The 23767-nt window shown below is 59.8% G+C and carries 23 protein-coding genes; 7 read left to right on the top strand and 16 right to left on the bottom strand.

The annotated features are described in order from the left end of the window. The first annotated feature begins 39 nt into the window (after positions 1-39). The gene (locus ACE3MN_RS16655) at positions 40-1017 is read left to right on the top strand and encodes a LysR substrate-binding domain-containing protein (RefSeq protein WP_180971306.1); all 978 of its coding nucleotides are present in this window, start codon (positions 40-42) and stop codon (positions 1015-1017) included. Here the strand turns inward: ACE3MN_RS16655 and ACE3MN_RS16650 are convergent. From ACE3MN_RS16650 to puuD, 4 genes are all read right to left on the bottom strand, one after another. Continuing rightward, positions 1014-2294: an FAD-binding oxidoreductase gene (locus ACE3MN_RS16650; RefSeq protein ID WP_024359585.1), complete on the bottom strand. Its 1281-nt coding sequence runs from the start codon at positions 2292-2294 to the stop codon at positions 1014-1016. The genes ACE3MN_RS16655 and ACE3MN_RS16650 overlap by 4 nt on opposite strands. Positions 2295-2296: 2 nt before the next feature. After that, on the bottom strand, positions 2297-3784 hold the full coding sequence (gene puuC / locus ACE3MN_RS16645; protein WP_024359584.1) for an aldehyde dehydrogenase PuuC: 1488 nt from the start codon (positions 3782-3784) through the stop codon (positions 2297-2299). A gap of 245 nt (positions 3785-4029) precedes the next feature. Then, positions 4030-4587, bottom strand: coding sequence for an HTH-type transcriptional regulator PuuR (gene puuR, locus ACE3MN_RS16640; RefSeq protein WP_004849766.1), 558 nt, complete (start codon positions 4585-4587; stop codon positions 4030-4032). 25 nt (positions 4588-4612) lie between these two features. Further along, a complete protein-coding gene (gene puuD, locus ACE3MN_RS16635; protein ID WP_162685309.1) occupies positions 4613-5365 on the bottom strand; it encodes a gamma-glutamyl-gamma-aminobutyrate hydrolase in 753 nt (250 codons plus the stop codon). A gap of 224 nt (positions 5366-5589) precedes the next feature. On the opposite strand from puuD, the gene puuA reads away from it, so the two are divergent. Continuing rightward, positions 5590-7008, top strand: a complete 1419-nt coding sequence (gene puuA / locus ACE3MN_RS16630; RefSeq protein WP_004131267.1) for a glutamate-putrescine ligase — start codon at positions 5590-5592, stop codon at positions 7006-7008. 349 nt (positions 7009-7357) lie between these two features. After that, positions 7358-8749 (top strand): APC family permease, encoded by a 1392-nt coding sequence (locus tag ACE3MN_RS16625; RefSeq protein WP_004131269.1) that lies wholly within the window; start codon positions 7358-7360, stop codon positions 8747-8749. Between the two features lie 122 nt (positions 8750-8871). Here the strand turns inward: ACE3MN_RS16625 and ACE3MN_RS16620 are convergent, their stop codons facing one another. After that, complete coding sequence (locus ACE3MN_RS16620; protein ID WP_004131271.1) at positions 8872-8994, bottom strand: small membrane protein; 123 nt, start codon at positions 8992-8994, stop codon at positions 8872-8874. 271 nt (positions 8995-9265) lie between these two features. Between ACE3MN_RS16620 and ACE3MN_RS16615 the strand changes: the two genes are divergently transcribed. Both ACE3MN_RS16615 and agp read left to right on the top strand, forming a co-directional pair. After that, positions 9266-9490 carry a hypothetical protein gene (locus ACE3MN_RS16615; protein ID WP_004871321.1) on the top strand — a complete coding sequence of 75 codons (225 nt, stop codon included), beginning with the start codon at positions 9266-9268 and terminating at the stop codon, positions 9488-9490. Positions 9491-9629: 139 nt separating this feature from the next. After that, the gene (agp, locus tag ACE3MN_RS16610) at positions 9630-10877 is read left to right on the top strand and encodes a bifunctional glucose-1-phosphatase/inositol phosphatase (RefSeq protein WP_004131275.1); all 1248 of its coding nucleotides are present in this window, start codon (positions 9630-9632) and stop codon (positions 10875-10877) included. 147 nt (positions 10878-11024) lie between these two features. Here the strand turns inward: agp and ACE3MN_RS16605 are convergent, their stop codons facing one another. After that, positions 11025-11252: a YccJ family protein gene (locus ACE3MN_RS16605; RefSeq protein WP_004131277.1), complete on the bottom strand. Its 228-nt coding sequence runs from the start codon at positions 11250-11252 to the stop codon at positions 11025-11027. A 19-nt stretch (positions 11253-11271) separates the two neighbouring features. Further along, complete coding sequence (wrbA, locus tag ACE3MN_RS16600) at positions 11272-11868, bottom strand: NAD(P)H:quinone oxidoreductase (protein ID WP_004131278.1); 597 nt, start codon at positions 11866-11868, stop codon at positions 11272-11274. A 374-nt stretch (positions 11869-12242) separates the two neighbouring features. Between wrbA and ACE3MN_RS16595 the strand changes: the two genes are divergently transcribed. After that, a complete protein-coding gene (locus tag ACE3MN_RS16595; protein ID WP_004131287.1) occupies positions 12243-12416 on the top strand; it encodes a general stress protein in 174 nt (57 codons plus the stop codon). Positions 12417-12647: 231 nt separating this feature from the next. On the opposite strand, the gene rutG is transcribed toward ACE3MN_RS16595, so the two are convergent. From rutG to rutA, 7 genes are read right to left on the bottom strand one after another with little or no spacing between them, the layout of a single operon-like run. Beyond that, on the bottom strand, positions 12648-13970 hold the full coding sequence (gene rutG, locus ACE3MN_RS16590; protein WP_049131427.1) for a pyrimidine utilization transport protein G: 1323 nt from the start codon (positions 13968-13970) through the stop codon (positions 12648-12650). A 21-nt stretch (positions 13971-13991) separates the two neighbouring features. Beyond that, positions 13992-14486 (bottom strand): NADH-dependent FMN reductase RutF, encoded by a 495-nt coding sequence (rutF, locus tag ACE3MN_RS16585; protein WP_024359582.1) that lies wholly within the window; start codon positions 14484-14486, stop codon positions 13992-13994. A gap of 9 nt (positions 14487-14495) precedes the next feature. Continuing rightward, positions 14496-15086, bottom strand: a complete 591-nt coding sequence (locus tag ACE3MN_RS16580) for a malonic semialdehyde reductase (protein WP_024359581.1) — start codon at positions 15084-15086, stop codon at positions 14496-14498. Next, positions 15083-15886 carry a pyrimidine utilization protein D gene (rutD, locus tag ACE3MN_RS16575; protein ID WP_375364111.1) on the bottom strand — a complete coding sequence of 268 codons (804 nt, stop codon included), beginning with the start codon at positions 15884-15886 and terminating at the stop codon, positions 15083-15085. The genes ACE3MN_RS16580 and rutD overlap by 4 nt, the downstream gene beginning before the upstream one ends. After that, positions 15883-16275: a pyrimidine utilization protein C gene (rutC, locus tag ACE3MN_RS16570; protein WP_004871301.1), complete on the bottom strand. Its 393-nt coding sequence runs from the start codon at positions 16273-16275 to the stop codon at positions 15883-15885. Before rutC ends, rutD begins: the two co-directional genes overlap by 4 nt. Further along, the gene (gene rutB / locus ACE3MN_RS16565) at positions 16268-16978 is read right to left on the bottom strand and encodes a pyrimidine utilization protein B (protein WP_004871297.1); all 711 of its coding nucleotides are present in this window, start codon (positions 16976-16978) and stop codon (positions 16268-16270) included. The genes rutC and rutB overlap by 8 nt, the downstream gene beginning before the upstream one ends. Further along, positions 16978-18069, bottom strand: coding sequence for a pyrimidine utilization protein A (gene rutA / locus ACE3MN_RS16560; protein ID WP_004131300.1), 1092 nt, complete (start codon positions 18067-18069; stop codon positions 16978-16980). The genes rutB and rutA overlap by 1 nt, the downstream gene beginning before the upstream one ends. Before the next feature lie 286 nt (positions 18070-18355). On the opposite strand from rutA, the gene rutR reads away from it, so the two are divergent. After that, complete coding sequence (gene rutR / locus ACE3MN_RS16555) at positions 18356-18994, top strand: HTH-type transcriptional regulator RutR (protein WP_004871292.1); 639 nt, start codon at positions 18356-18358, stop codon at positions 18992-18994. Here rutR and ACE3MN_RS16550 read toward each other — a convergent pair. Beyond that, entirely contained in the window at positions 18991-19386 is a 396-nt protein-coding gene (locus tag ACE3MN_RS16550; RefSeq protein WP_004849815.1) for a lysozyme inhibitor LprI family protein, read from the bottom strand. The two genes, rutR and ACE3MN_RS16550, sit on opposite strands and share 4 nt — an antisense overlap. A 193-nt stretch (positions 19387-19579) precedes the next feature. After that, the gene (gene putA / locus ACE3MN_RS16545) at positions 19580-23542 is read right to left on the bottom strand and encodes a trifunctional transcriptional regulator/proline dehydrogenase/L-glutamate gamma-semialdehyde dehydrogenase (RefSeq protein WP_024359577.1); all 3963 of its coding nucleotides are present in this window, start codon (positions 23540-23542) and stop codon (positions 19580-19582) included. Positions 23543-23767: the final 225 nt, after the last annotated feature.

The following is a 23767-nucleotide window of genomic DNA, read 5'->3' as shown; positions in this document are numbered from 1 at the left end:
TCCTATAATTGACTGATTCATAATTAATCCCGCCAACTGGTGAAACATAAAACACGAATCATGAATAATCTGCCGCTGCTGAACGATTTGCGCGTCTTTATGCTGGTTGCCCGCCGCGCCGGTTTTGCCGCCGCCGCTGAAGAGCTGGGGGTCTCTCCGGCTTTCGTCAGCAAGCGCGTGTCGCTGCTGGAGCAAACGCTCAACGTCCAGCTGCTGCACCGCACCACCCGACGCGTCGCTATCACCGAAGAGGGGGAGCGCATCTACGAATGGGGGCAGCGCATATTGCAGGATGTGGACCAGATGATGGACGAACTCTCCGACGCGCGGCAGGTGCCGCAGGGGACGCTGCGGATTATCAGCAGCTTTGGCTTTGGCCGGCGGGTAGTCGCGCCGGCGCTCTCCGAGCTGGCCCGTAGCTACCCGCAGCTGGAGATCCGTTTCGACGTCGCCGACCGGCTGGTGGATTTAGCCAATGAAGGCGTCGATCTGGATATTCGCGTCGGCGACGACATCGCTCCTAACCTGATTGCCCGCCAGCTTGCTACCAACCATCGAATTCTCTGTGCTTCGCCGGAATTTATCGCCCGTCACCCGGTGCCAAAGCAGCTTAGCGACCTTGCCGCCTTACCCTGCCTGGTGATCAAAGAGCGCGACCGGCCCTTTGGCGTCTGGCAGCTGCGCGATAAAGAGGGCGAGCACGCCATCAAGGTGACCGGGCCGCTGTCGTCAAACCACGGCGAAATCGTCCATCAGTGGTGCCTCGAGGGGCAGGGGATCGCGCTGCGCTCGTGGTGGGACGTCAGGGAAAATATCGCCAGCGGCAACCTGGTGCATCTGCTGCCGGAGTATTACCAGCCTGCCAATATTTGGGCGGTATACGTCTCGCGGCTGGCGACCTCGGCCAAAATTCGCACCACCGTGGAGTTTTTACGCCGCTACTTCCGCCAGCGCTTTCCGCAGCAGGACGACGAGGCAACATTGCCGACGGCAGGCGCCGTCGGCCGGGGGGATTAAACGCCGAGCCTGTCGCGCAGGCTGTAGTAGGCCGCGCCCATGGCGGTAAATGGAATGCGCAGGCTGCGCCCGCCGGGGAACGGATAGTGCGGTAGCTTCGCAAAGGCGTCGAAACGTTCGGCGTCGCCGCGCAGCAGCTCCGAAATCAGCCGTCCGGCGAGGTGGGTACAGGTGACGCCGTGGCCGCTGTAGCCTTGCATATAATAGATATTGTTATCGAGGCGGCCAAACTGCGGCATCCTTGAGAGGGTCAGCAGGAAGTTGCCGGTCCAGCGATAGTCGATTTTCACCCCCTGCAGCTGCGGGAAGGTTTTCAGCAGCTTCGGCATAATCAGCCGCTCAACGTCGTCCGGATCGCGCGCGCCGTACACCACGCCGCCGCCGTACAGCAGGCGGTTATCGGCGGTCAGACGGTAGTAATCCAGCAGGTAGTTACAATCCTCCACGCAGTAGTTTTTCGGGATCAGCGAGCGCGCCAGATCCTCAGCCAGCGGCGCGGTGGCGACCACCTGGGTGCCGCACGGCATGCTGCGTTTCGCCAGCTCCGGCTCGAGCTTATCGCCGAGATAGGCGTTACCGGCGACGATCACGTAGCGGGCGGTAACCTGCCCGCGTTCGGTGGTCACCACCGCCGGGCTGCTGTGCTGAATGCGGGTGACCGGTGATTGTTCGTAAACCCGACCGCCGTTCAGCCGAATGGCGTCCGCCTCGCCAATCGCCAGGTTCAGCGGATGAATATGGCCGCCGCTGTGGTCCAGCAGGGCGCCGGCGTAGCGGTCGCTGTCCACTTCGCGGCGAATGGCGCTGGCATCCAGCAGCTCCAGCTGGGTATTGCCGTAGCGCTCCCAGTTCGCCTTCTGCTCTTCCAGCGTCTCCAGCTGTTTATGGTTCAGCGCGACAAATAGCCCGCCGGGGCGATAGTCGCACTGGATTTGATAGCGCTGGATGCGCTCGCGAATAATGTCGCCGCCTTCAAACATCATGCTGCCGAGCATTTTTGCCGCGTCCGGACCGTAGGTTTTTTCGATAACGTCGATATCGCGGCTATAGGAGTTAACCAGCTGGCCGCCGTTACGCCCGCTGGCGCCGAAGCCGATGCGCGCGCCTTCCAGCAGCACCACATCGTAGCCCATTTCGGCCAGATGCAGCGCCGATGAGAGGCCGGTATAGCCGCCGCCGACGACGCAGACGTCGCAGCTGATTGATTCGTCCAGCGTCGGGAACGGCTCATAGCGGTTGGCGCTGGCGGCGTAATAGCTGGTGGTATGTTCGCTCATGATTAAGACTCCAGGGCAATCCAGATAGTTTTCAGTTCAGTGAATTTTTCCAGCGCGTGCAGGGACTTATCGCGTCCGTTGCCGCTCTGCTTGTAGCCGCCGAAGGGCACGGTCATATCGCCATCGTTGTAGTTGTTCACGAAGACGGAGCCGGCTTTCAGACGGCGGCTGACGCGGTGAGCGCGGGAGAGATCGCGGGTCCAGACTGCCGCGCCGAGGCCGTAGCGGCTATCGTTGGCCAGCGCCAGCGCCTGCTCCTCGTTTTTAAAGCGGGTCACCACCAGCACCGGGCCGAAGATCTCCTCCTGGCTGAGCGGGGAGGCGGGGTCGACGTCGACGAAGATGGTCGGGCCGACCGCCGCGGGCCACGGATTTTTGCGCCCGTCCAGCAGCAGCGTGCTGTGCGCTTCGCCGGCGCGAATAAAGCTGTGGACGCTATCGGCATGGGTGTTGTCGATCAGCATGCCCATAGTGGTATTCGGGTCGAGTGGATTGCCCGGCTGCCAGCCCTTTGCCTGCTCTTTCAGGAGATCGAGAAAGCGGTCGGCGATGCTCTCTTCCAGCAGCAGGCGGGTACCGGCGATACAGACCTGGCCCTGGTTGTAAAAAATACCGCCGGCGGTCGCGTTGACTGCTTTTTGTAGATCCGGGCAGTCGGCAAAGACGATATTGGCGCTTTTGCCGCCCGCCTCCAGCCAGACGCGTTTCATATTACTGTCGCCCGCGTCCTTCAGTAGTTGTTTAGCGGTGCGGGTGGAGCCGGTAAAGGTAATCACTTCGACGTCCGGATGCAGCGCCAGCGCCTGACCGGCTTCATGGCCGAAACCGCTCACCACGTTAAATACGCCGTCCGGCAGTCCGGCCTGTTTTGCTAAGCCCGCCAGACGTAGGGCGGTAAGCGGGGATTTTTCCGACGGCTTGAGCACCACGCTGTTGCCGGACGCCAGCGCCGGGCCAAGCTTCCAGCAGGCCAGCAGCAGCGGGAAATTCCACGGCACCACCGCCGCAATCACGCCAATCGGTTCGCGGACGATCATGGCCAGTTCGTTGCCGCCGGTGGGGGCGACTTCGCCGTAGACTTTATCGATAGCTTCGGCATACCAGCGGATCGCACGGGCGGCGCCGGGGATATCGTCGCGCAGGCTGTGGCGAATCGGCTTGCCGGTGTCGAGGGTTTCCAGCAGCGCCAGCTCTTCGCGATGGGCGTCCATCAGGTCGGCGAATTTTGTCAGCACCGCTTTGCGCTGGGCAGGAGACGCCTGCGACCAGTCGCCGCGATCGAAAACGCCGCGGGCGGCCTGGACCGCGCGATCGACGTCGGCCTTTTTGCCGCGCGCGACCTCGGCAAGGGTCTGCTGCGCTGCCGGGTCGATGGTGGCAAACACGCTATTATCGGCGGCGGCGCTGTATTCGCCGTTAATAAATAAGCGTGTCTCAATCGTCAGTTCGCGTGCTTTTTGTTGCCAGTAAGCCAGGTTGTGAAAATCCATCATGACTCCTTAATAACGTAATCGGGAAAAGATAAAAATTGGCTATTTCTGACCCTCAGGGCGCAGGGCGTCCCCGGGGTTGATTACCGTGTAAATTGCCCGTTAACGGGCGTGAATTATCCGGGGCCAGCGGAATACCTTTTTCCGCATTGCGCAAGGTGAACTAGCGTTTTCTTCGCGCCGCCGGAATGAATCTCCGGCGGCGCAGGCCTGAAGAAAGCCTGAGAAAACCTCAGGCTGAAAAATCAGAATGTGGTGGGAGTATGGGCGCTAATGATTCGGCAGATACCCGCCGAGGTGTTGCTGAAGCTATGCGGTATGCCGGTGTTAATGGCATAGCTTTGCCCAGCCACCAGGTGATACGCCTGACCGTTAATGGTCAGCACGACTTCACCCTCCAGTATGGTGCCTATCTCCTCACCCTGATGCTTGATCCTCTCCCCGGTTGTGGTTCCAGGCTGGTACGTTTCAAAAATCATCGCCAGCGTGCGGTTCGGATTGCCATTATGAACCAGCTTCATCGACACCCCCTGACTGCCGATTTCAATCAGATCGTCCTGATTGATAACCACCTGGGGTTCAGCCGGTTTTTCTGGTTCAGAAAAGAATTCCGAGAGCGACAGCCCGTAGACTTTCAGCAGCTTTTGCAGCGTACTGATGGCAGGACTGACTTTGTCCTGTTCTATGGTGCTGATGGCACTATGTGTTAACCCAGACAGTTCGGCGGCACGACGCTGTGAGAGACCCAGCTGTTGGCGGATCTCTGACAGACGTTTCCCTGGCGCCAGTCCGTCATCGCTCATATTTGCATTTCCTTAACGGTAGTGGTCAGAGTCGCTGTTTTTCGGCGACATAGTTCTGACAGGCGGTGATAAAACCCTCAAACAACATTCGCGACAGGGCGTATTCGCTACTGTTCCATTCAGGATGCCACTGCACGCCGAGGGCGAAAGGATGGTCGTTAACGCTGACCGCTTCCGCCAGCCCGTCCGGAGAACGCGCCTCCACGCGCAGCCGTGGACCCGTGGTTTTCGCTCCCTGTCCATGTAACGAGTTTACCCAAAACGTGTTGCAGCCCGGTATTAACTGAGAAAGTAATCCTCCTTCCTGAACCTGAACTTCATGCGAGGGCGCATATTGCTGCTCGACGGGAAGTTCGGGGTCCTCGCGGTGTTCAAGAAGCTCAGGCTGCTCGAACAGACGACGATACAGAGTCCCGCCGGTGGCGACAACCAGTTCCTGTAGTCCACGGCAGATGGCGAAAATGGGGATGCGCCTTTCGAGCGCGGCGTCGATCAGCGCCATGCTCAGAAGATCACGCCCGGGATCGGCGTCAGGCTCATCGCCGTTTTCACCATAGAGGTGCGGCTGTACGTTGCTCGGGCTGCCGGGCAGATAAATGCCATCCAGTTTTGGCAGTAGCGCGGAAAGCAGTTCCGGCTCCGCCAGCGCGTGCGGCAGGGCAATCGGCACGCCGCCGGCGTTAACAATCGCGTTCAGATACTTCTCTTGCAGAGTCTGGGTCTGGTGACCCTTAAGCCTGTTTCGACACATCACCACGCCAATAACTGGCTTGTACATTATATTTTCCATGATCGCCCTCACAAAGTGGACTAAATTATGACCGGATTAGCGGGTAAAACGGCCATTTCGTTCAATATTTTCTCAATCTAGCAGTGGATATAGCCCTTTGCAAACTTAATTTAACATTTGACAAACAATTTGTTTGCATACACATTCGAAGAGTGGACATTATATTTAACAGTGCCATTCAGGGTCCGAAACTAAAACAACGGCGGTGAATCATGGAAACCAATATCGTAGAAGTTGAGAATTTTGTTCAGCAGTCGGAAGAGAGACGGGTCAGCGCGTTCACCTGGGAAGTGAAGCGCTACCTCGAGCGTTACCCCAATACGCAATACGTAGATGTACTGTTAACCGACCTGAACGGCTGCTTCCGCGGTAAGCGGATCCCGGTGTCCGGCTTGAGCAAACTGGAGAAGGGCTGCTATTTCCCGGCTTCGGTGTTCGCGATGGACATTCTCGGCAACGTGGTGGAAGAGGCGGGACTCGGCCAGGAGATGGGCGAACCGGATCGCACCTGCGTACCGGTGCTGGGAACCTTAACGCCGTCAGCGGCGGACCCGGAATACATCGGTCAGGTTCTGCTGACCATGGTTGATGAAGATGGCGCTCCCTTTGACGTTGAGCCGCGGAACGTTCTGAACCGGCTCTGGCAGCAGCTGCGCCAGCGCGGGCTGTTCCCCGTGGTAGCGGTAGAGCTGGAGTTCTATTTACTTGACCGCAAGCGCGACGCGGAAGGCTACCTGCAGCCGCCGTGCGCGCCGGGAACCGGCGATCGCAATACCCAGAGTCAGGTTTACTCCGTCGACAATCTCAACCACTTTGCCGACGTGCTGAACGAAATCGATGAGATCGCCCAGCTCCAGCTGATCCCGGCGGACGGCGCGGTGGCGGAAGCCTCTCCCGGTCAGTTTGAAATCAACCTCCACCATACCGATAACGTGCTCGACGCCTGCGATGACGCGCTGGCGTTAAAACGTCTCGTGCGTTTGATGGCGGAGAAGCATAAGATGCACGCCACTTTTATGGCCAAACCCTATGAAGAGCACGCCGGTAGCGGGATGCATATCCATATCAGCATGCAGAACAACAAAGGCGAGAACGTGCTGGCGGACGCGGACGGCGAAGATTCCGCGATGTTAAAACGCGCGCTCGCCGGGATGATTGACCTGATGCCGGCGTCGATGGCGCTGCTGGCGCCGAACGTCAACTCGTATCGTCGTTTCCAGCCGGGAATGTACGTGCCGACCCAGGCGTCGTGGGGGCACAACAACCGGACGGTGGCGCTGCGCATTCCGTGCGGCGATCGGCACAACCACCGCGTCGAGTATCGCGTGGCCGGGGCGGACGCCAACCCGTACCTGGTGATGGCGGCGATTTTCGCCGGCATCCTCCACGGTCTGGATAATCCGCTGCCGCTACAGGAAGAGGTGGAAGGCAACGGCCTTGAGCAGGAGGGGCTGCCGTTCCCGATTCGCCAGAGCGATGCGCTGTGGGAGTTTATGCAAAACGATCACCTGCGCGAGCGGCTTGGCGAACGTTTCTGCCACGTTTATCACGCCTGTAAAAACGACGAATTACTGCAGTTTGAGCGGCTGATCACGGAAACCGAAATCGAGTGGATGTTGAAAAACGCCTGATTGCCGCCCCGCAGGGGGCAGCTTAGCGTTATCACGAGTAGCATCATACGGCCTGAGCGGAGCCTGGTCGGACGTTTTTGCTGGGAGCCCAGCCATTCCCGGATGCCGCGTTAAGGAGCGCAGGCGGCAACGGGGCTTCAGTTAACGACACAGTGTGTAACGAGGTAGGAAATGATGCAGATGTTTAAATATCCGCAGGGAGAAGGGGGCCGTCATGGCCGCATGGAGTGCGCCGCCACCGCTCGTCGGTTCTTTTTACCTTTTGATTTGCCATTAACCCCGTTGCGAAGCAGGTTGGTTTCCCGGTCTCTACGACCGCAAACCCGGATGTGCAGCGGGGGAAATGGCCATGGCTATTAACACCTCTCTCGATAACGCCTCTGAAGCGGGCAAACCGCGGCTGCGCAAGTCTCTCAAGCTGTGGCAGGTGGTGATGATGGGCCTCGCCTATCTGACCCCGATGACGGTTTTTGATACTTTCGGCATCGTTTCCGGCATCAGCAACGGCCACGTTCCGGCCTCCTATCTGCTGGCGCTGGCCGGCGTGCTGTTTACCGCCATCAGCTACGGTAAGCTGGTACGCCAGTTTCCACAGGCGGGATCGGCGTATACCTACGCGCAGAAGTCGATCAGCCCGCACGTCGGGTTTATGGTGGGCTGGTCTTCGCTGCTGGATTATCTGTTCCTGCCGATGATCAACGTTCTGCTGGCCAAGATTTATCTTTCCGCGCTGTTTCCGGACGTGCCGCCCTGGGTATGGGTGGTGACGTTTGTGGCCATTCTGACCGCGGCGAACCTGAAAAGCGTCAATCTGGTGGCGAACTTCAATACCCTGTTCGTGCTGGTGCAGATCTCAATCATGGTGGTCTTTATCGTGCTGGTGGTGCAGGGGCTGCATAAAGGGGAGGGCGTCGGTACCGTCTGGTCGCTCCAGCCGTTTATTAGCCAGAACGCGCACCTGATCCCGATTATTACCGGGGCGACGATAGTCTGCTTTTCGTTCCTCGGCTTTGATGCGGTGACGACCCTCTCCGAAGAGACGCCGGACGCCGCGCGGGTGATCCCGAAAGCTATCTTCCTGACCGCGGTCTACGGCGGGGTGATTTTTATTGCCGCCTCGTTCTTTATGCAGCTCTTTTTCCCCGACATTAGCCGTTTTAAAGACCCGGATGCGGCGCTGCCGGAGATCGCCCTCTACGTCGGCGGCAAGCTGTTCCAGTCGATTTTCCTGTGCACCACCTTTGTGAATACCCTGGCGTCAGGCCTGGCCTCACACGCCAGCGTTTCGCGCCTGCTGTACGTCATGGGCCGCGATAACGTTTTCCCGGAGCGCATTTTCGGCTATGTCCATCCAAAATGGCGGACTCCGGCGCTGAACGTGATCATGGTGGGCATCGTCGCGCTGTCGGCGCTGTTCTTCGACCTGGTCACCGCCACGGCGTTGATTAACTTTGGCGCGCTGGTGGCGTTCACCTTCGTTAACCTGTCGGTGTTTAATCACTTCTGGCGGCGGAAGGGCTTTAACAAAACCTGGAAAGATCGCTTTCACTATCTGCTGCTGCCGATGGTCGGCGCGCTGACGGTGGGCGTTCTGTGGATTAACCTGGAGGCGACCTCGCTGACGCTCGGTCTGATATGGGCGGGCCTGGGTTTGCTGTATCTGACTTATCTGACCCGCCGCTTCCGTAAGCCGCCGCCGCAGTTTGACGGGGCTAAAGCGGAACAGGCCTGGGAATCGTAACGATTTTTTAGTTCAGACATAAAGGCAGGCCGGCGAGCCTGCCTTCTTTTTGTCATTCTCGTTTTAAATCAGGCGGTCGGGGAGAAATAGCAGGGGCAGAAGGTAAGAATAGTGAGGATGAATTATTTCTTTTTCTTATGAGTTGGCAGCTGTGCGGAGCGCCGATCCTTGACATAGGAGACCAGGCTGTAGATGGCTACTCCCAGCAAAACCACCGCGACGATAAAGAGCAGGATACCTGACATAGATTAACCTAATGTTATGTTTAACATGAAGAAAAAATACCGTGATATCGGGATAATAGCATCGGGATATTTCTTAAAGATGACCCGATGACTCAGACGAGAATAGACTGCCAGCAATGCACTGAAATTATTATTTACATGAATAAATGTGAAGAGTAAAGCGCGATGATGGTGAAAAAATGAACGAGTAACACTCGTTTAAGCGAATTTACAGACGAGAGCGCGACGGGCTGCTACCCTTGGCCCGCTAAATAAGGGGTGAGAGTCACAAATGTTTAATAAGCAAATCATCGCTGTTGTTGGGCCGCTGCTGGTTCTGACGTCGTTCAATAGCCTGGCCGATCCCGGGAACCCGTCAATTCGCGAACGTATTGTCGATCAGGTTTTAAAACCCTGCGAAGGTAAAAAAGCCGGCGATAAAGTGCTGATCGTCGACCATCGCGGCGGCAAGCATGAAGCTATCTGCACCCTCGCGGCGGTGCCGCTGCCGGAGTAACGCCATCCCTCTGATTTCACTCTTCCTGCGTCACGGCGGAAAGCGTATTTCTTTCCGCACTTTGCGAGCCATTGCCCGGAAAAATGTCATAAATTTGTCACAATTAAGGCGATGATAATCACTGACTGAGGGTTAAGGGATGAGAAAAAGTCTACTCGCCGCCGCCGTGGCCGGCGTTGTCTTACTGTCCGCTGGCGTCCAGGCGCAGGAACAGGCCGCACCGGAAGGGTATCAGCTTCAGCAGGTGCTGATCATGAGCCGCCATAACCTGCGCGCGCCGCTGGCGAACAACGGCAGCGTGCTGGAGCAATCCACGCCGAAGTCCTGGCCGGAGTGGGATGTTCCCGGCGGCCAGCTGACGACCAAGGGCGGGGTGCTGGAAGTCTATATGGGGCACTATATGCGTGAATGGCTGGCGCAGCAGGGGCTGGTGACCAGCGGCGAATGCCCGCCGGAGAACGCGGTCTACGCCTATGCCAATAGCCTGCAGCGCACCGTCGCGACCGCGCAGTTCTTTATTACCGGCGCGTTTCCCGGCTGCGGGGTGACGGTGCACCATCAGGAAAAAATGGGCACCATGGACCCAACGTTTAATCCGGTGATCGTCGACGATTCCGCCGCCTTCAGCGAAAAGGCGGTGCAGGCGATGGAGAAAGAGCGGCAGGGGATGCAGCTGGGCGAAAGCTATAAGCTGCTGGAGGCGATAACCGACTACCGCAATTCTCCGTCCTGTAAAGAGAAGCAGCAGTGCTCGCTGAGCGAAGGGAAGGATACCTTTAGCGCCAAATATCAGCAGGAGCCGGGCGTTTCCGGGCCGCTTAAGGTCGGTAACTCGCTGGTTGACGCCTTTACGCTGCAGTATTACGAGGGATTCCCGAAAGACCAGGTCGCCTGGGGCGAAATCAAAACCGATAAGCAGTGGCAGGTGCTGTCGAAGTTGAAAAACGGCTATCAGGATAGCCTGTTTACTTCCCCTGAAGTGGCGCGCAACGTGGCTAAGCCGCTGGTGAAATATATTGACAACGCGCTGGTGGGCGATGCGGCGAAGGCGGCGAAAGTGACGCTGCTGGTGGGACACGACTCCAACATCGCTTCGCTGCTGACGGCGCTGGATTTTAAACCCTATCAGCTGCATAACCAATATGAGCGCACGCCTATCGGCGGCAAGCTGGTGTTCCAGCGCTGGCATGATAACGGCGGCAATCGTGATTTGATGAAGATTGAGTACGTCTATCAAAGCACCGAGCAGCTGCGCAATGCCGATGCGTTAACCCTGCAGTCGCCGCCGCAGCGGGTGACGCTGGCGCTGAACGGCTGTCCGGTCGATGATAACGGCTTCTGCCCGATGGACACCTTCAAAAAAGTGATGGCCGAGGCGACAAAATAACAGAGCATAAAAAACCCGGAGCAATCCGGGTTTTCGGTTATGGCGGGCGCAGGCGCTCCGCTGATGTAGCCCGGGCAAGTCGCTCTGCGCCGCCCCCGGGAAGCTCATGCAAGAACTCCCGGAGGCGGTATTGCGTACCTGTCCGGGCTACACGTTCTTGCGTTCGATAGTTTGTTCGCCCCAGAACAGGGAGTCTTTATCCGTTTTGGCGAAGGCGAGGGGCAGGACTTCATCGCTGCCTTCCTCCCAGATTTTCTCCGCCAGCTTTTCATCGTAATGGGCTAATTCAAAAATCGCCTCGGCAATTTCAGGAGACGTATTGCGCAGACTTGCCCATTCACCGACGCGGTGGGCCTTTGCTTCTTGATTCGGCATGCTTTCCTCCTGCTGAAGATTAACCGTGTAGTTTTACTGCCAGGCCCGCAACGTGCTCTCCCTGATAGCGGGCAATCGCCAGCTCCTCTTCGCTCGGCTGACGCGAGCCGTCGCCGCCGGCAATGGTGGTGGCGCCGTAAGGCGTACCGCCGCGAACCTGCGAGACATCAAATAGCTCCTGGGCGCCGTAGCCGATCGGCACAATAATCATCCCGTGGTGGGCAAGGGTGGTCCAGGTTGAGGTAATGGTTTGTTCCTGGCCGCCGCCGGTGCCGGTCGAGCTAAACACGCTGGCCAGCTTGCCGTACAGCGCCCCGGATGCCCACAGACCGCCGGTCTGATCGAGGAAGGTGCGCATCTGTCCGGACATATTGCCGAAACGGGTAGGGGTACCAAAGATGATGGCGTCGTACTCCGCCAGCTCCTGCGGCGTGGCGACGGGCGCGTTTTGCGTTTTCCCGCCTGCTTTGGCAAAAACTTCTGCCTGCATGGTTTCCGGCACGCGCTTCACGACCACTTCAACGCCATCCACCTTGTTTGCCCCTTCGGCGACGGCATGCGCCATGGTCTCGATGTGTCCGTACATAGAATAATAAAGCACCAGAATCTTAGCCATTTGCATCACTCCTCGGTTGCGTTATGAGCCAGCCAGTCGACTGGCTATCTTTAAAGATAAGACCTGTGGCGAAGAGTGCAAATGCAACAATCATTTATTTGATTTATAACAAAATTGCAAAAAATGAGGGCTGTTGCAAAAAGATACATCTTTAGTGGCGCCATTTTAGGCTGTCATAAGAGCCGCTTAGCGCGCGTCCGGCGTAATAGCGGCAGTTCTTATACAAAATCTATTTCAGGATGTGACGATATCCATCCGGCACGGCTTTCCTTCGCTAACCTTAAAAGCACGTGATACGCAACCCGTATCGCGGAGGCTAAAGCCTCGTGTTTCACCTAATGCAGCATGATGTCTAACCTAAATGGAGGTCAGTAATGGCAAACCATCGTGGCGGCGCCGGCAACTTTGCCGAAGACCGTGAAAGAGCATCAGAAGCAGGTCGTAAAGGTGGCCAGCACAGCGGGGGGAACTTTAAAAACGATCCTCAACGCGCATCCGAAGCGGGTAAGAAAGGGGGTAAAAACAGTCATGGTAGCCGCGAAAGCTAGCGTCCCCTGATTGTTTGCTGATGGGGGTTAATCTCCCGGGCCCGACCCCATCGCCCTCGCCGCCGACGTTACGTCGGCGGTTTTTTTTGTCTCTTTGCCGCGGCCGTTGAGCGGGAGGAACTCCCGGCTCGCGGCTACGGGTTTACCGTTGCCTGCGGACCGGCGGCCCGGACAAGGCGCGTTAAGCGCCGCCTCCGGGAAGCAACGCAGCTTCCGTAGCGGCGCACGCTTTCATACTGGGGTGACGTTAGTTTGCCCGGCTTCACGCGGATGGCGGTTAAGCAGAGCGTGCAGCAGAATTGCGCCGAAGGTGGCCGTACCGATCCCGCCGAGGGTGAAGCCGCCGAGAGAAAGCGCGAAATCGCCCGCCCCCAGCACCAGCGTCACCGCCACCATAATCAGATTCGCGTTCTGGCTCAAATCCACGCGGTTCTGCACCCAAATCCGCGCGCCCGCGACGGCAATCAGGCCGAACACCACAATCGATGCGCCGCCGATCACCGGTCCCGGAATGGTATGGATCAGCGCGCCGAATTTCGGTGAAAATCCAAGCAGCATCGCAATCAGCGCCGCCGCGACGAACACCAGCGTTGAGTACACTTTGGTGACCGCCATCACGCCGATATTCTCCGCGTAGGTGGTCACCCCGCTGCCGCCGACCGAGCCGGAGAGCATCGTGGCCAGCCCGTCGCCGACGAACGCCCGCCCCATGTACGGGTCCATATTGCGTCCGGTCATCCCGGCCACCGCCTTCAGGTGACCGAGATTTTCCGCCACCAGAATCACCGCCACGGGGGCGATCAGCATCATTGCCTGGCCGTTAAAGGTCGGGGCGGTTATCTGCGGCAAGCCAAACCACGCCGCCTGCGCAAGCAGGCTAAAATCCAGCGGTTTGCCCAGCCCGAGGCCGTTGGCCAGCAGCGCGTACAGCGCGCAGGCGATAATCAGCCCGACGAGGATCAGCAGCCGCTGCAGCATTCCGCGGGTAAACACCGCCACCAGACCGATGCACAGCACCGTCAGCACCGCCATCCAGCCGTCGAACGGCGTCGCTGACACGCTGCGCACCGCGATTGGCGCGAGGTTAAGGCCGATCGCCATGACCACCGCGCCGGTAACTACCGGCGGCATCAGCCGCTCGATCCAGCGGGTGCCGATTTTCATCACCACCAGGCCAATCAGGGTATAAACCAGTCCGCAGAGAATAATCCCGCCCAGCGCGACGCTGAGGTGCGGGTTAAGCCCCTGGCCGTTGAAGCCGGTGACGGCGATCACCACGCCGACGAAGGCGGCGCTGGAGCCCAGGTAGCTCGGCACGCGCCCGCCGGTAACCAAAAAGAACAGCAGGGTGCCGACGCCGGACATCAGGATCGACAGATTGGGATCCAGCCCCATCAGGATTGGCATCAGAACGGTCGCGCCAAACATCGCCACCGCGTGCTGAACGCCCATCACCACGGTTTGCCCGACCGACAGCCGTTCATCGGGGGCCACGACGCCGGAGGCGGCGGAGGGGGAGGTTAACTGCCAGCGAGGAAAATCGAAGAGAGCCATGATGAGATCCTGGGTTTAAGGTTAACAGGCTGGACGCATCAGCGTGTGGTAGCCGCGGTCGAACCACATCAGTCCGCGCGGTTCCGGATGGCGTACAATCGCCGCCACTTCGCAAAACAGAATATCGTGAGTCCCGACGCTGACGATCTGGCTGATACGGCAGTCGAAGCTGACCAGCGCCGCTTCCAGACGCGGGCAGCCGGTCGCGCCGGTTTGCCAGTCGGCGGCGGCGAAGCGCTCCGCCATCGGCGTTTTACCGCCGAAAACGTTCGAGAGTTCTTCCTGGCCGGCCGCCAGGGTGTTGACGCACAGCGCCTGGTGCTGGCTGAAGATCGGCCACACCGAGGCGGAGCGATTCAGGCAAACCAGCAGCGTGGGCGGCGCGTCGGTGACGCTGCAGACGGCGCTGGCGGTAAAGCCGGCGCGGCCTGCCGGACCATCGGTGGTGATAATGTTCACCGCCGCCCCGACGTGGGCCATGGCGTCGCGAAAGCTTTGTTTATCGGCAATAGACATACGGGCTCCTTATGCCAGCTGGCAGGCATCATCAAAAGGCAGACGCGGCAGGCGGCCGTACAGCTTGCCGGGATCGCCGTAGCCGATATTGATCAGCAGGTTGCTTTTCCAGCCGCCGTCGGCAAAAAACGCCGCATCGACCATTTCGCGGTCAAAGCCCGACATCGGGCCGGTGTCCAGGCCCAGCGCGCGGCAGGCGAAAATCAGGTATGCCGCCTGCAGTGAGCTATTGCGAAAAGCGGTCTCCTCCGCCATCTGCGGGCTGGAGGTAAACCAGCTGCGGGCGTCGCCGTGGGGGAACAGCTCCGGCAGCCGATCGTAAAATGCGCGGTCCCAGGCGACGATAGCGGTGGCCGGCGCCTGCATGGTTTTCTCGACATTGCCGCTCGACAGAGCCGGGCGCAGCTTCGTTTTGCCTTCCGCCGTGCGCACGAAGACGATGCGCGCCGGGGAGCAGTTGGCGGAGGTCGGCCCCATTTTCAGCAAGTCGTAGATTTCACGCAGCTGCTCGTCGCTGACCGGCTTATCCAGCCAGCCGTTGTGGGTTCGGGCCTCGGTAAACAGCGCGGCGCAGGCGGCCGGGCTAATGGCTTCGCTCATAGGTTCTCCTGGGGGACGGGCAGCATCGCGGCAAGCCCGTCGCATAAAATAGGGTTAAAGGCGGCGGTATCGGTGACGTTGCAGGCGTGGCCGCCCCAGGCCATTTCCGCCAGCTGGCTGCCGGGGATTGCCGCCTGCAGCACCCGGGAGCAGGAGGCCGGGACCAGCAGATCGTCAGCGGCGCTGATGATCAGCGTCGGACAGGTTATCGCTGCCGCCCGGCGTGAAAAGTCGGCCTGCTTGAGGGCGTTCAGCCTTTTCAATAGATTCTCTTTGCCCTGGAAATGACTGATGGCGAGCGCGTCTTCGGCCTCCAGCCGCGGCAGGCGCGAGGCCATCCACTCCGCCGGGTAGAGGAACAGCGGCTGCGCCTCCACCCATGCCTGCGCGCCGCCCGCGTGCAGCAGGCGTTCGCGCACCAGGAAGCAGCGGCGGGTATGCGGGGAGAGCGTCAGCCAGCCGTTTACCAGCACCAGGGCGCTTACCGCTGCGGGATAGTCCAGGGCCAGCTGTAGGCCAATCAGCGCGCCCAGGGCGTGGCCGACCAGCGCAAAACGCTCAATCCCCGCCGCCTGCAGCGCCGCGTAAAGCTCCTGCGCCATGGCGGCCATGCTGTAGCCTGTCGGCAGCGGGCTGCCGTTTTCGCCGGTGCCGTTATGGTCATAGCTCACCAGCTGATAGTGCGGTTCGAGCGCCGCCCGCTGCGGTAGCCAGTAGCCGCCCGCGCCGCCGAGCCCGGCGCTCAGAACCACCGCCGGCGCGCCCGGATAAGGCGCCGGGGAGATGTTCAGCTTCATCATGCCGGTTTCCCGATATGCGCGACGGTGGCGATCTCCACCAGCGCATCGGGCTTCACCAGCCCGCACTGTATGCAGAAACGCGCCGGTTTGTCGCCGGGGAAGAACTCCGCGTAGACCTCATTAATCGCGGCGTAGTTTTTCCAGTCGGTGATAAAAATGCTGTTGAAGGTCACATCCTCCATACTGCCCCCCGCCGTCTCGATAACGCTCTTGATGGTTTCCAGCACGTGGCGGGTTTGCGCCTTTGGGTCGCCGATATACACCACGTTGTTTTGCTTATCGAACGGCAGGGTGCCGGAGACGTAAACCACGCCGTCGGCCAGCGTACCGGGGACAAACGGCGCGATAGGCGTGGTGGTGCCTGGCGGAATAATCACCTGTTTAGGCATAACGTTTCTCCTCGGTAAAGGCGCGCGGCGCGGCGGGCTCAAGGGCGGTACAGAAGCTGGCGACATCGCTGACCCAGCCAAAGAAGGTTTCAATATTGAACAGCGCCGCCTGCTGGGCAAACGCCGGACCGGCCTGATGGGTGGCGTCCTCCAGTACGATGCCGAAATATTCGAGGAAGAAGCCGTCGCGCAGGGTTGATTCCACGCAGACGTTGGTGGCGATACCGGTAAACACCAGATGGCGGATGCCGCGGCTGCGCAGGATGCTGTCGAGCGCGGTGTTAAAGAAGCCGCTGTAACGCGGTTTTGGCAACACGATATCGCCGGGCAGCGGTTTCAGCTGATCGACCAGCTGGTAGTCCCAGCCGCCTTTCGCCAGCAGCTTGCCCTGCAGCTCCGGGTTCTTACGCATGGTTTTCAGCGCGTTGGATTTATGAAAATTCGGCGAGCCGGGGCCGCCTGCTTCTACGTACTGGTCGTCCCAGCCGTTCTGGAACCAGATAATCAGCATCCCGGCGGCGCGCGCGGCGGCCACGGCGAGGTTGATATTGTCGATAACCGGTCGGGTGGCGGAAACGTCAAATCCGGCGAGGTCGAGATAGCCGCCCTGGCTGGCGTAGGCGTTCTGCATATCGACGACGATCAGCGCGCTCTGCTGCGGCGCGAAGGTCAGGGATTCCGGGCGAGCGGGTAGGGTAATCATCAGGCAACCTCTTGAGTCATGGTGGCGATATGGTCGCGGCAGCGCATCAGCGGCTGAATACGCTGACCAAAGGCTTCGATTCCGATCAGGAAATCATCAAACGTCAGCAGCACGCCGTCGGTGCCGGGAACCGCCGCCACTTCGTCGAGCATGCGGGCGACGCTGGCGTAAGAGCCGACAAGGGTACCCATATTGATGTTGACAGCCGAGGTGGGGTCGGCCATCTGGCGCACGTTGGTATCGCTGCCGGAGCGGGTGTCTTTCTGGCTCTGTTCGGTAAGCCACGCCAGCGCCTCGTCATCGGCGCCGGCTTTGTAATGTTCCCATTTGGCGCGGGCCGCCTCGTCGGTCTCGTCGGCGATCACCATAAACAGGACGTAGGAGCCGACGTCGCGGCCGGTTTTTTCCGCCGCCTGCATCATGCGCGCGGCGGTGGGGGCGAAGGCGGCAGGGGTATTGACCCCTTTGCCGAAGCAGAAGTTGTAGTCCGCGTGCTGGGCGGAGAACGCCATACCGGCGTCGCTTTGCCCGGCGCAGATCACTTTCATCGGCTGCGACGGCTGCGGGCTGACGCGACAGTCGTTCATGGTGAAGTAGTCGCCTTTAAAGTCGCTGCGTCCGGTTCCCCACAGGTCGCGCAGCACCTGGACATATTCGGTGAGATAGTCGTAGCGGCTGGCGAAGTAGTCGTCGCCCGGCCACATGCCCATCTGCTCGTATTCCGGTTTTTGCCAACCGGTCACCAGATTGACGCCAAAGCGGCCGCCGGAAATGGAGTCGATGGTCGAGGCCATGCGGGCGACGATCGCCGGGGGCAGCGTCAGCGTAGCGGCGGTGGCGTAGATCTGAATGCGCGAAGTGACGGCCGCCAGTCCGGCCATCAGGGTGAAGGACTCCAGATTATGATCCCAGAATTCGGTCTTGCCGCCGAAGCCGCGCAGTTTAATCATCGACAGCGCGAAATCGAAGCCGTAGTGTTCGGCTTTTTGCACGATGGCCTTATTCAGCTCAAACGTTGGCATGTACTGGGGAGCATGGGTGGAAATCAGCCAGCCGTTATTACCAATCGGAACGAAGACACCAATTTTCATACCTACCTCTCTGCATGTCGTTGAACAAGAAGGCGCGCGGCGCTGCATCCTGCATCTCCCTCAATCACCTCGCCTGAAAGATAAAGCAAAGGCGATGCCAGTTTTACAAAGGTTAATGTTATTAGGGTGTTACTGGATGGTTGCCGAAAATAGCAGCAATAAAAGTGGACTGAATGGTCAAAATCGGTGCACGAAAAAACCGCAGTCGTGCGCAATCAGGGTGCAGAGAGTCGTGTCGGCGCTGGGCTTTTGCTATGCTGATGGCGTGAAAAGAAGGAGATGATGAATGGCACAGGGCAGCGTGAAAAAGATCGGCAAACGTTCACTGGCGGTGAGCGCGAAAAAAGAGGCGATCCTGGCCGCCGCGCTGGACGCGTTCTCGCAGTTTGGTATCCACGGTACGCGGCTTGAGCAGGTCGCCGAGCTGGCCGGGGTATCAAAAACGAACCTGCTCTACTACTACCCGTCGAAAGAGGCGCTGTATATTGCCGTGCTGCAGCAGATTCTGGCTATCTGGCTGGCGCCGCTGAAGGCCTTTCGCGAAGATATCAGCCCGCTGGTGGCTATCGGCGAATATATTCGCCTCAAGCTGGAGGTGTCCCGCGATCACCCGCAGGCGTCAAGGCTGTTCTGCCTGGAGATGCTGCAGGGCGCGCCGCTGCTGATGGGTGAACTGACCGGCGATCTGAAAGCGCTGGTGGATGAAAAGTCGGCGATTATTTCCGGCTGGGTCGAGAGCGGCAGGCTGGCGCCGGTTGACCCGCAGCACCTGATCTTTATGATCTGGGCGACCACACAGCATTACGCCGATTTCGCCACTCAGGTTGAGGCGGTAACCGGCGCGACGCTGCGCGATGAGGCGTTTTTTCAGCAAACCGTTGATAACGTCCAGCGGATGATTATTGAAGGGATCCGCGTGCGTTAATTGGCGGGCGGCAGCGGGCAGCTCTGATCGCCATCCTCGCACTGCAGCAGCGAGGCGAGGAACGACTCGCGCTCGACGGTTTTATCGGACATGCACTGGTTGATCAGCATCGGCTGTACGCTGCCGCCCTCAGCGCCGGAGGCGAGGAACTGACAGTCGGCGTCGCGCAGGGCAATCCACGACAGCTGCGCTTTTTTCAGCAATTCCTGCTGCTTGCCGGAGGCGCGCTTCAGCGCTTCCTGATACGTTTCATTTAATTTTTTGTCGTCAGCCTGGTACTGCTCGGCGGTGCACTGGTTCATTTCCGTTTGATTGCTGGCGTTGCTGCATTCGTCCGCCAGCGCATGGGTGCTTGCCAGCAGCGCGGCAAAAGCGAGTAAAGTGCGTTTCATTGGTCAACTCCCATAAAAAAAGCTCCCGTCCGGGAGCCTTAATTAACCACAGCCTGCGCCTGGTGTCATTAGCTGACGTTGTGCCGTCCGTTTTCCCGGGGGCGGCGCAGAGCGCCTTGCCCGGGCTACGGGTACGTGCGGCCTGCGTTGGGGTAGCCCGGGTAAGGCGTTAGCCGCGACCCGGGGAGCGGTCTTAGCCAATCGTCATCAGGCTGGCGTTGCCGCCGGCCGCGGCGGTATTGACGCTGAGCGAACGTTCAATATAGAGGCGCTCCAGCAGCAGATTGCTCTCGCCGCGGGCGAAGCCCTGCACCGAAACGATCGCGCCATCGCGCGCCGCCACCTGTTCGCACAGCTCCCGCAGCTGATCGGAATCGCCGTGGTAGATAACCGCATCGAAAGGCTCGGTCGTCAGGGTTTCCGCTTTGGCGAAGTGGATCCGCTCGCTGACCTCGCGCGGCAGCTTTTTCGCCAGCTCGCGCTGCAGAGGGGCGTCCGGCCACAGCACTTCGCAGCCAACGGCGGTCACGCCCGCCAGCTGGGTGAGCGCGTCCTGCTCGTTATCGGCCACGCACAGCACCCGGTCGCGCGGCATAAAGGTCAGGGTGTTGCGCTCGCCGGTTGGCCCGGGCAGCAGACGCTGGGTTCCGGCCTGTGCCTGCTCGCTGAACTGCTGGCACAGGGCCTGCAGTTCCGGGCGATCCGCCGCCCACTGCTGTAAAGCGACCAGCGGTTTTTCCAGTAGCGTCTTCAGCTGCGCGTCCAGCGGGTACTCCGCGTCCTGACGGGCGAGGGTGATCCCGACGGCGTTCTGCGGGCGGCTGGAAAGCAGTCGGTACAGATACAACGGGCCGCCGGCTTTTGGACCGGTACCCGACAGGCCCTCGCCGCCGAACGGCTGCACGCCGACCACGGCGCCGACCATATTGCGGTTGACGTACAGGTTGCCGACGTTGGCGCTGCCGGTAACCTGAGCGATGGTTTCGTCAATACGGGTATGTACGCCGAGGGTCAGGCCGTAGCCAGAGGCGTTGATCTGTTCGACCAGCCCCTCCAGCTCGTTGCGGTTATAGCGCACCACGTGCAGCACCGGGCCGAAGACCTCTTTTTTCAGCTCGTCGAAGCTGTCGAGCTCAATGAGCGTCGGCGGAACGAAAGTACCGCTGGCCCACTCGCGGGAATCTTCGCCGTTTTCGCGCACCGCCTGGAAGACTTTGCGCCCTTTGGCGCGCAGCGTCTGGATGTGGCGCTCGATATTCTCTTTGGCTTCGGCGTCAATCACCGGCCCGATATCGGTGGTCAGACGCCCAGGGTTGCCCATCCGGCACTCGGCCATCGCGCCGCGCAACATGGTCAGCGTATGGTCGGCGATATCATCCTGCAGGCAGAGTACGCGCAGGGCGGAGCAACGCTGTCCGGCGCTGTCGAACGCCGAGGCGAGAACGTCGATCACCACCTGTTCGGTTAATGCTGAAGAGTCAACGATCATCGCGTTCATGCCGCCAGTTTCGGCGATCAGCGGCGTCGGGCGGCCCTGAGCGTCCAGGCGGCTGGCGATATTGCGCTGCAATAGGGTGGCGACTTCGGTTGAGCCGGTGAACATCACGCCGCGTACGCGCTCGTCGGAAGTCAGCGCGGCGCCGACGGTTTCCCCGCGGCCCGGCAGCAGTTGAATAACGCCCGGCGGCACGCCCGCTTCCAGCAGGATCGCCACGCCCTGAGCGGCGATCAGCGGCGTCTGCTCGGCCGGTTTTGCCAGCACGGTATTGCCTGCCGCCAGCGCGGCGGCAATTTGTCCGCTAAAGATCGCCAGCGGGAAGTTCCACGGGCTGATACAGACGACCGGGCCCAGCGGGCGATGGGTTTCGTTGTCAAAATCGTTGCGCACCTGGCCGGCATAATAGTGGAGGAAATCCACCGCTTCGCGCACTTCGGCAATCGCGTTGCTGAAGGTTTTCCCCGCTTCGCGTACCAGGATGCCCATCAGGGTCGGCATCTGGCCTTCCATCAGCACCGCGGCGCGTTCGAGGATCGCCGCGCGCTCCTGCGGCGGGGTGGCGAACCAGATTGGCGCGTTGTTAACCGCGCTGGTCAGCGCCTGCTGAACTTCGTCATCGCTGGCTTCGCGCACGTAGCCGACGATATCTTTTGGCTCCGCCGGGTTGATGACTGGCTGCATTTCGCCTTCGGCCACCGGGTGCTCCAGCATCGGCAGCGCCTGCCATTTGTGCAGCGCGCTGTTTAATAACGAGGAGGAGAGGGAGGCCAGACGATGCTCATTGGCCAGATCCAGGCCAGCTGAGTTACTGCGCCCCTTGCCGTAGAGATCGCGCGGCAGCGGGATTTTCGGGTGTGGCAGGCCCACCTGACCTTCCTGCTGGGCCAGTTTTTCCACCGCGGCGACCGGGTCGGCAACCAGCTCATCCAGCGGCAGGGTGCTGTCGGCGATCCGGTTAACAAACGAGGTGTTGGCGCCGTTTTCCAGCAGACGGCGCACCAGATACGCCAGCAGCGTTTCGTGGGTGCCAACCGGCGCGTAAATACGACACGGGCGGTTGAGTTTGCCATCGGCGATCTTACCGGTGACCTGCTCGTACAGCGGCTCGCCCATGCCGTGCAAGCACTGGAATTCGTACTGTCCAGGGTAGTAGTTCTGCCCGGCCAGCTGATAAATTGCCGCCAGGGTATGGGCGTTATGGGTTGCGAACTGCGGGTAGATCAGGTTCGGCACCGCCAGCAGCTTTTTCGCGCAGGCCAGATAGGAGACGTCGGTGTAGACCTTGCGGGTATAGACCGGATAGCCTTCGAGGCCGTCCATCTGCGCGCGTTTGATTTCGCTGTCCCAGTAGGCGCCTTTTACCAGACGAATCATCAGGCGACGGCGGCTGCGGGTGGCGAGGTCGATCAGGTAGTCAATCACGAACGGGCAGCGTTTCTGGTAGGCCTGAATGACAAAGCCAATCCCGTTCCAGCCCGCCAGCTCCGGCTCAAAGCAGAGTTTTTCCAGCAGATCGAGAGAGATCTCCAGCCGATCGGCCTCTTCGGCGTCAATGTTGATGCCGATATCGTACTGGCGCGCCAGCAGGGTCAGCGACTTGAGGCGCGGGTAAAGCTCTTCCATCGCGCGGTCGTACTGGGCGCGGCTGTAGCGCGGGTGCAGCGCGGAGAGCTTAATCGAAATGCCCGGTCCTTCATAAATACCCCGTCCGTTGGAGGCTTTGCCGATGGCGTGGATCGCCTGCTGGTAGGAGACCATATAGGCCTGGGCATCGTCGGCGGTCAGCGCCGCTTCGCCGAGCATATCGTAGGAGTAGCGGAAGCCTTTGTCTTCCAGCTTGCGGGCGTTGGCCAGCGCTTCGGCGATGGTTTCGCCGGTGACGAACTGCTCGCCCATCAGGCGCATCGCCATATCGACGCCTTTACGAATCAGCGGCTCGCCGCTCTTGCCGATAATGCGGTTCAGCGAACGCGACAGGCTGGTTTCGTTATGGGTCGAGACCAGCTTGCCGGTAAACAGCAGCCCCCAGGTGGCGGCGTTGACGAACAGCGACGGGCTGCGGCCGATATGCGACTGCCAGTTGCCGTTGCTGATTTTGTCGCGGATCAGGGCGTCGCGGGTGGCTTTGTCCGGAATGCGCAGCAGCGCTTCCGCCAGGCACATCAGCGCCACGCCCTCCTGTGAGGAGAGCGAGAACTCCTGCAGCAGGCTTTGCACCATTCCGGCGCGGCCGCTGGCGGTTTTCTGATTGCGCAGCTTTTCCGCCAGCTGATACGCGAGCTTGTGCGCCTGTTCGCCGAGAGTCTGCGGCAGGCGAGCCTGCTCCAGCAGCATCGGTACGGCGTCGGTTTCGGCCCAGCGCCAGGCGGCGGTGATTGACGCGCGGGAAACGGACTGCGGCAGGATCTGCTCGGCGAAATCGAGGAAGGGCTGATAAGGTTCGTCAGCCGGGTTACCGGCCTCATCGCTTTCGTTGGCCGCGCCGGACAGCAGCGCCGGCAGCTCCGGCAGCGTCTCGTCGTTTTCCAGCTTTTCCAGATAGTTGAAAATGGCCTGTTTAATCAGCCAGTGCGGCGTGCGGTCAATACGGCTCGCCGCGGATTTAATACGTTCACGCGTCGCGTCGTCAAGTTTTACACCCATGGTGGTGGTGCCCATGTCAGGAACTCCTGTAATAGAACGTCTTCGTGCCAAGATGAGGTTGCGTAGAAATATCTACCATGTTGCAACTTTGTGCAACCTTGTTAATTGAGAATTGTGTGGCAGGTAGTAAAACGCCGGGATTGTTAAAAATAATGACGAAAATAGCAGATATTTATCCCCTGTCTAATAAGGTATTTCTATGCGTCACTTAACACTTTTGCGTGGTGCAACCGCTAAAAA

It is taken from the genome of Klebsiella grimontii (assembly GCF_042137965.1).
Classification (GTDB): Bacteria; Pseudomonadota; Gammaproteobacteria; order Enterobacterales; family Enterobacteriaceae; genus Klebsiella; species Klebsiella grimontii.
The sequence above is the reverse complement of the archived record's forward strand: the minus strand, read 5'-3'. Positions and strand labels throughout refer to the sequence as shown.

What these genes read in the sequence shown, in the direction of transcription:
- agp (WP_004131275.1), top strand. Translation starts at nt 9,630, where the DNA reads ATGAGAAAAAGTCTACTCGCCGCCGCCGTGGCCGGCGTTGTCTTACTG.
- rutG (WP_049131427.1), bottom strand. Translation starts at nt 13,970, where the DNA reads ATGGCTCTCTTCGATTTTCCTCGCTGGCAGTTAACCTCCCCCTCCGCC.
- rutF (WP_024359582.1), bottom strand. Translation starts at nt 14,486, where the DNA reads ATGTCTATTGCCGATAAACAAAGCTTTCGCGACGCCATGGCCCACGTC.
- wrbA (WP_004131278.1), bottom strand. Translation starts at nt 11,868, where the DNA reads ATGGCTAAGATTCTGGTGCTTTATTATTCTATGTACGGACACATCGAG.
- puuR (WP_004849766.1), bottom strand. Translation starts at nt 4,587, where the DNA reads ATGAGCGATGACGGACTGGCGCCAGGGAAACGTCTGTCAGAGATCCGC.
- ACE3MN_RS16580 (WP_024359581.1), bottom strand. Translation starts at nt 15,086, where the DNA reads ATGAGCGAAGCCATTAGCCCGGCCGCCTGCGCCGCGCTGTTTACCGAG.
- puuA (WP_004131267.1), top strand. Translation starts at nt 5,590, where the DNA reads ATGGAAACCAATATCGTAGAAGTTGAGAATTTTGTTCAGCAGTCGGAA.
- ACE3MN_RS16625 (WP_004131269.1), top strand. Translation starts at nt 7,358, where the DNA reads ATGGCTATTAACACCTCTCTCGATAACGCCTCTGAAGCGGGCAAACCG.
- rutC (WP_004871301.1), bottom strand. Translation starts at nt 16,275, where the DNA reads ATGCCTAAACAGGTGATTATTCCGCCAGGCACCACCACGCCTATCGCG.
- ACE3MN_RS16605 (WP_004131277.1), bottom strand. Translation starts at nt 11,252, where the DNA reads ATGCCGAATCAAGAAGCAAAGGCCCACCGCGTCGGTGAATGGGCAAGT.
- puuC (WP_024359584.1), bottom strand. Translation starts at nt 3,784, where the DNA reads ATGGATTTTCACAACCTGGCTTACTGGCAACAAAAAGCACGCGAACTG.
- ACE3MN_RS16615 (WP_004871321.1), top strand. Translation starts at nt 9,266, where the DNA reads ATGTTTAATAAGCAAATCATCGCTGTTGTTGGGCCGCTGCTGGTTCTG.
- ACE3MN_RS16620 (WP_004131271.1), bottom strand. Translation starts at nt 8,994, where the DNA reads ATGTCAGGTATCCTGCTCTTTATCGTCGCGGTGGTTTTGCTGGGAGTA.
- rutR (WP_004871292.1), top strand. Translation starts at nt 18,356, where the DNA reads ATGGCACAGGGCAGCGTGAAAAAGATCGGCAAACGTTCACTGGCGGTG.
- ACE3MN_RS16550 (WP_004849815.1), bottom strand. Translation starts at nt 19,386, where the DNA reads ATGAAACGCACTTTACTCGCTTTTGCCGCGCTGCTGGCAAGCACCCAT.
- rutB (WP_004871297.1), bottom strand. Translation starts at nt 16,978, where the DNA reads ATGATTACCCTACCCGCTCGCCCGGAATCCCTGACCTTCGCGCCGCAG.
- rutD (WP_375364111.1), bottom strand. Translation starts at nt 15,886, where the DNA reads ATGATGAAGCTGAACATCTCCCCGGCGCCTTATCCGGGCGCGCCGGCG.
- rutA (WP_004131300.1), bottom strand. Translation starts at nt 18,069, where the DNA reads ATGAAAATTGGTGTCTTCGTTCCGATTGGTAATAACGGCTGGCTGATT.
- putA (WP_024359577.1), bottom strand. Translation starts at nt 23,542, where the DNA reads ATGGGCACCACCACCATGGGTGTAAAACTTGACGACGCGACGCGTGAA.
- ACE3MN_RS16595 (WP_004131287.1), top strand. Translation starts at nt 12,243, where the DNA reads ATGGCAAACCATCGTGGCGGCGCCGGCAACTTTGCCGAAGACCGTGAA.
- ACE3MN_RS16650 (WP_024359585.1), bottom strand. Translation starts at nt 2,294, where the DNA reads ATGAGCGAACATACCACCAGCTATTACGCCGCCAGCGCCAACCGCTAT.
- puuD (WP_162685309.1), bottom strand. Translation starts at nt 5,365, where the DNA reads ATGTACAAGCCAGTTATTGGCGTGGTGATGTGTCGAAACAGGCTTAAG.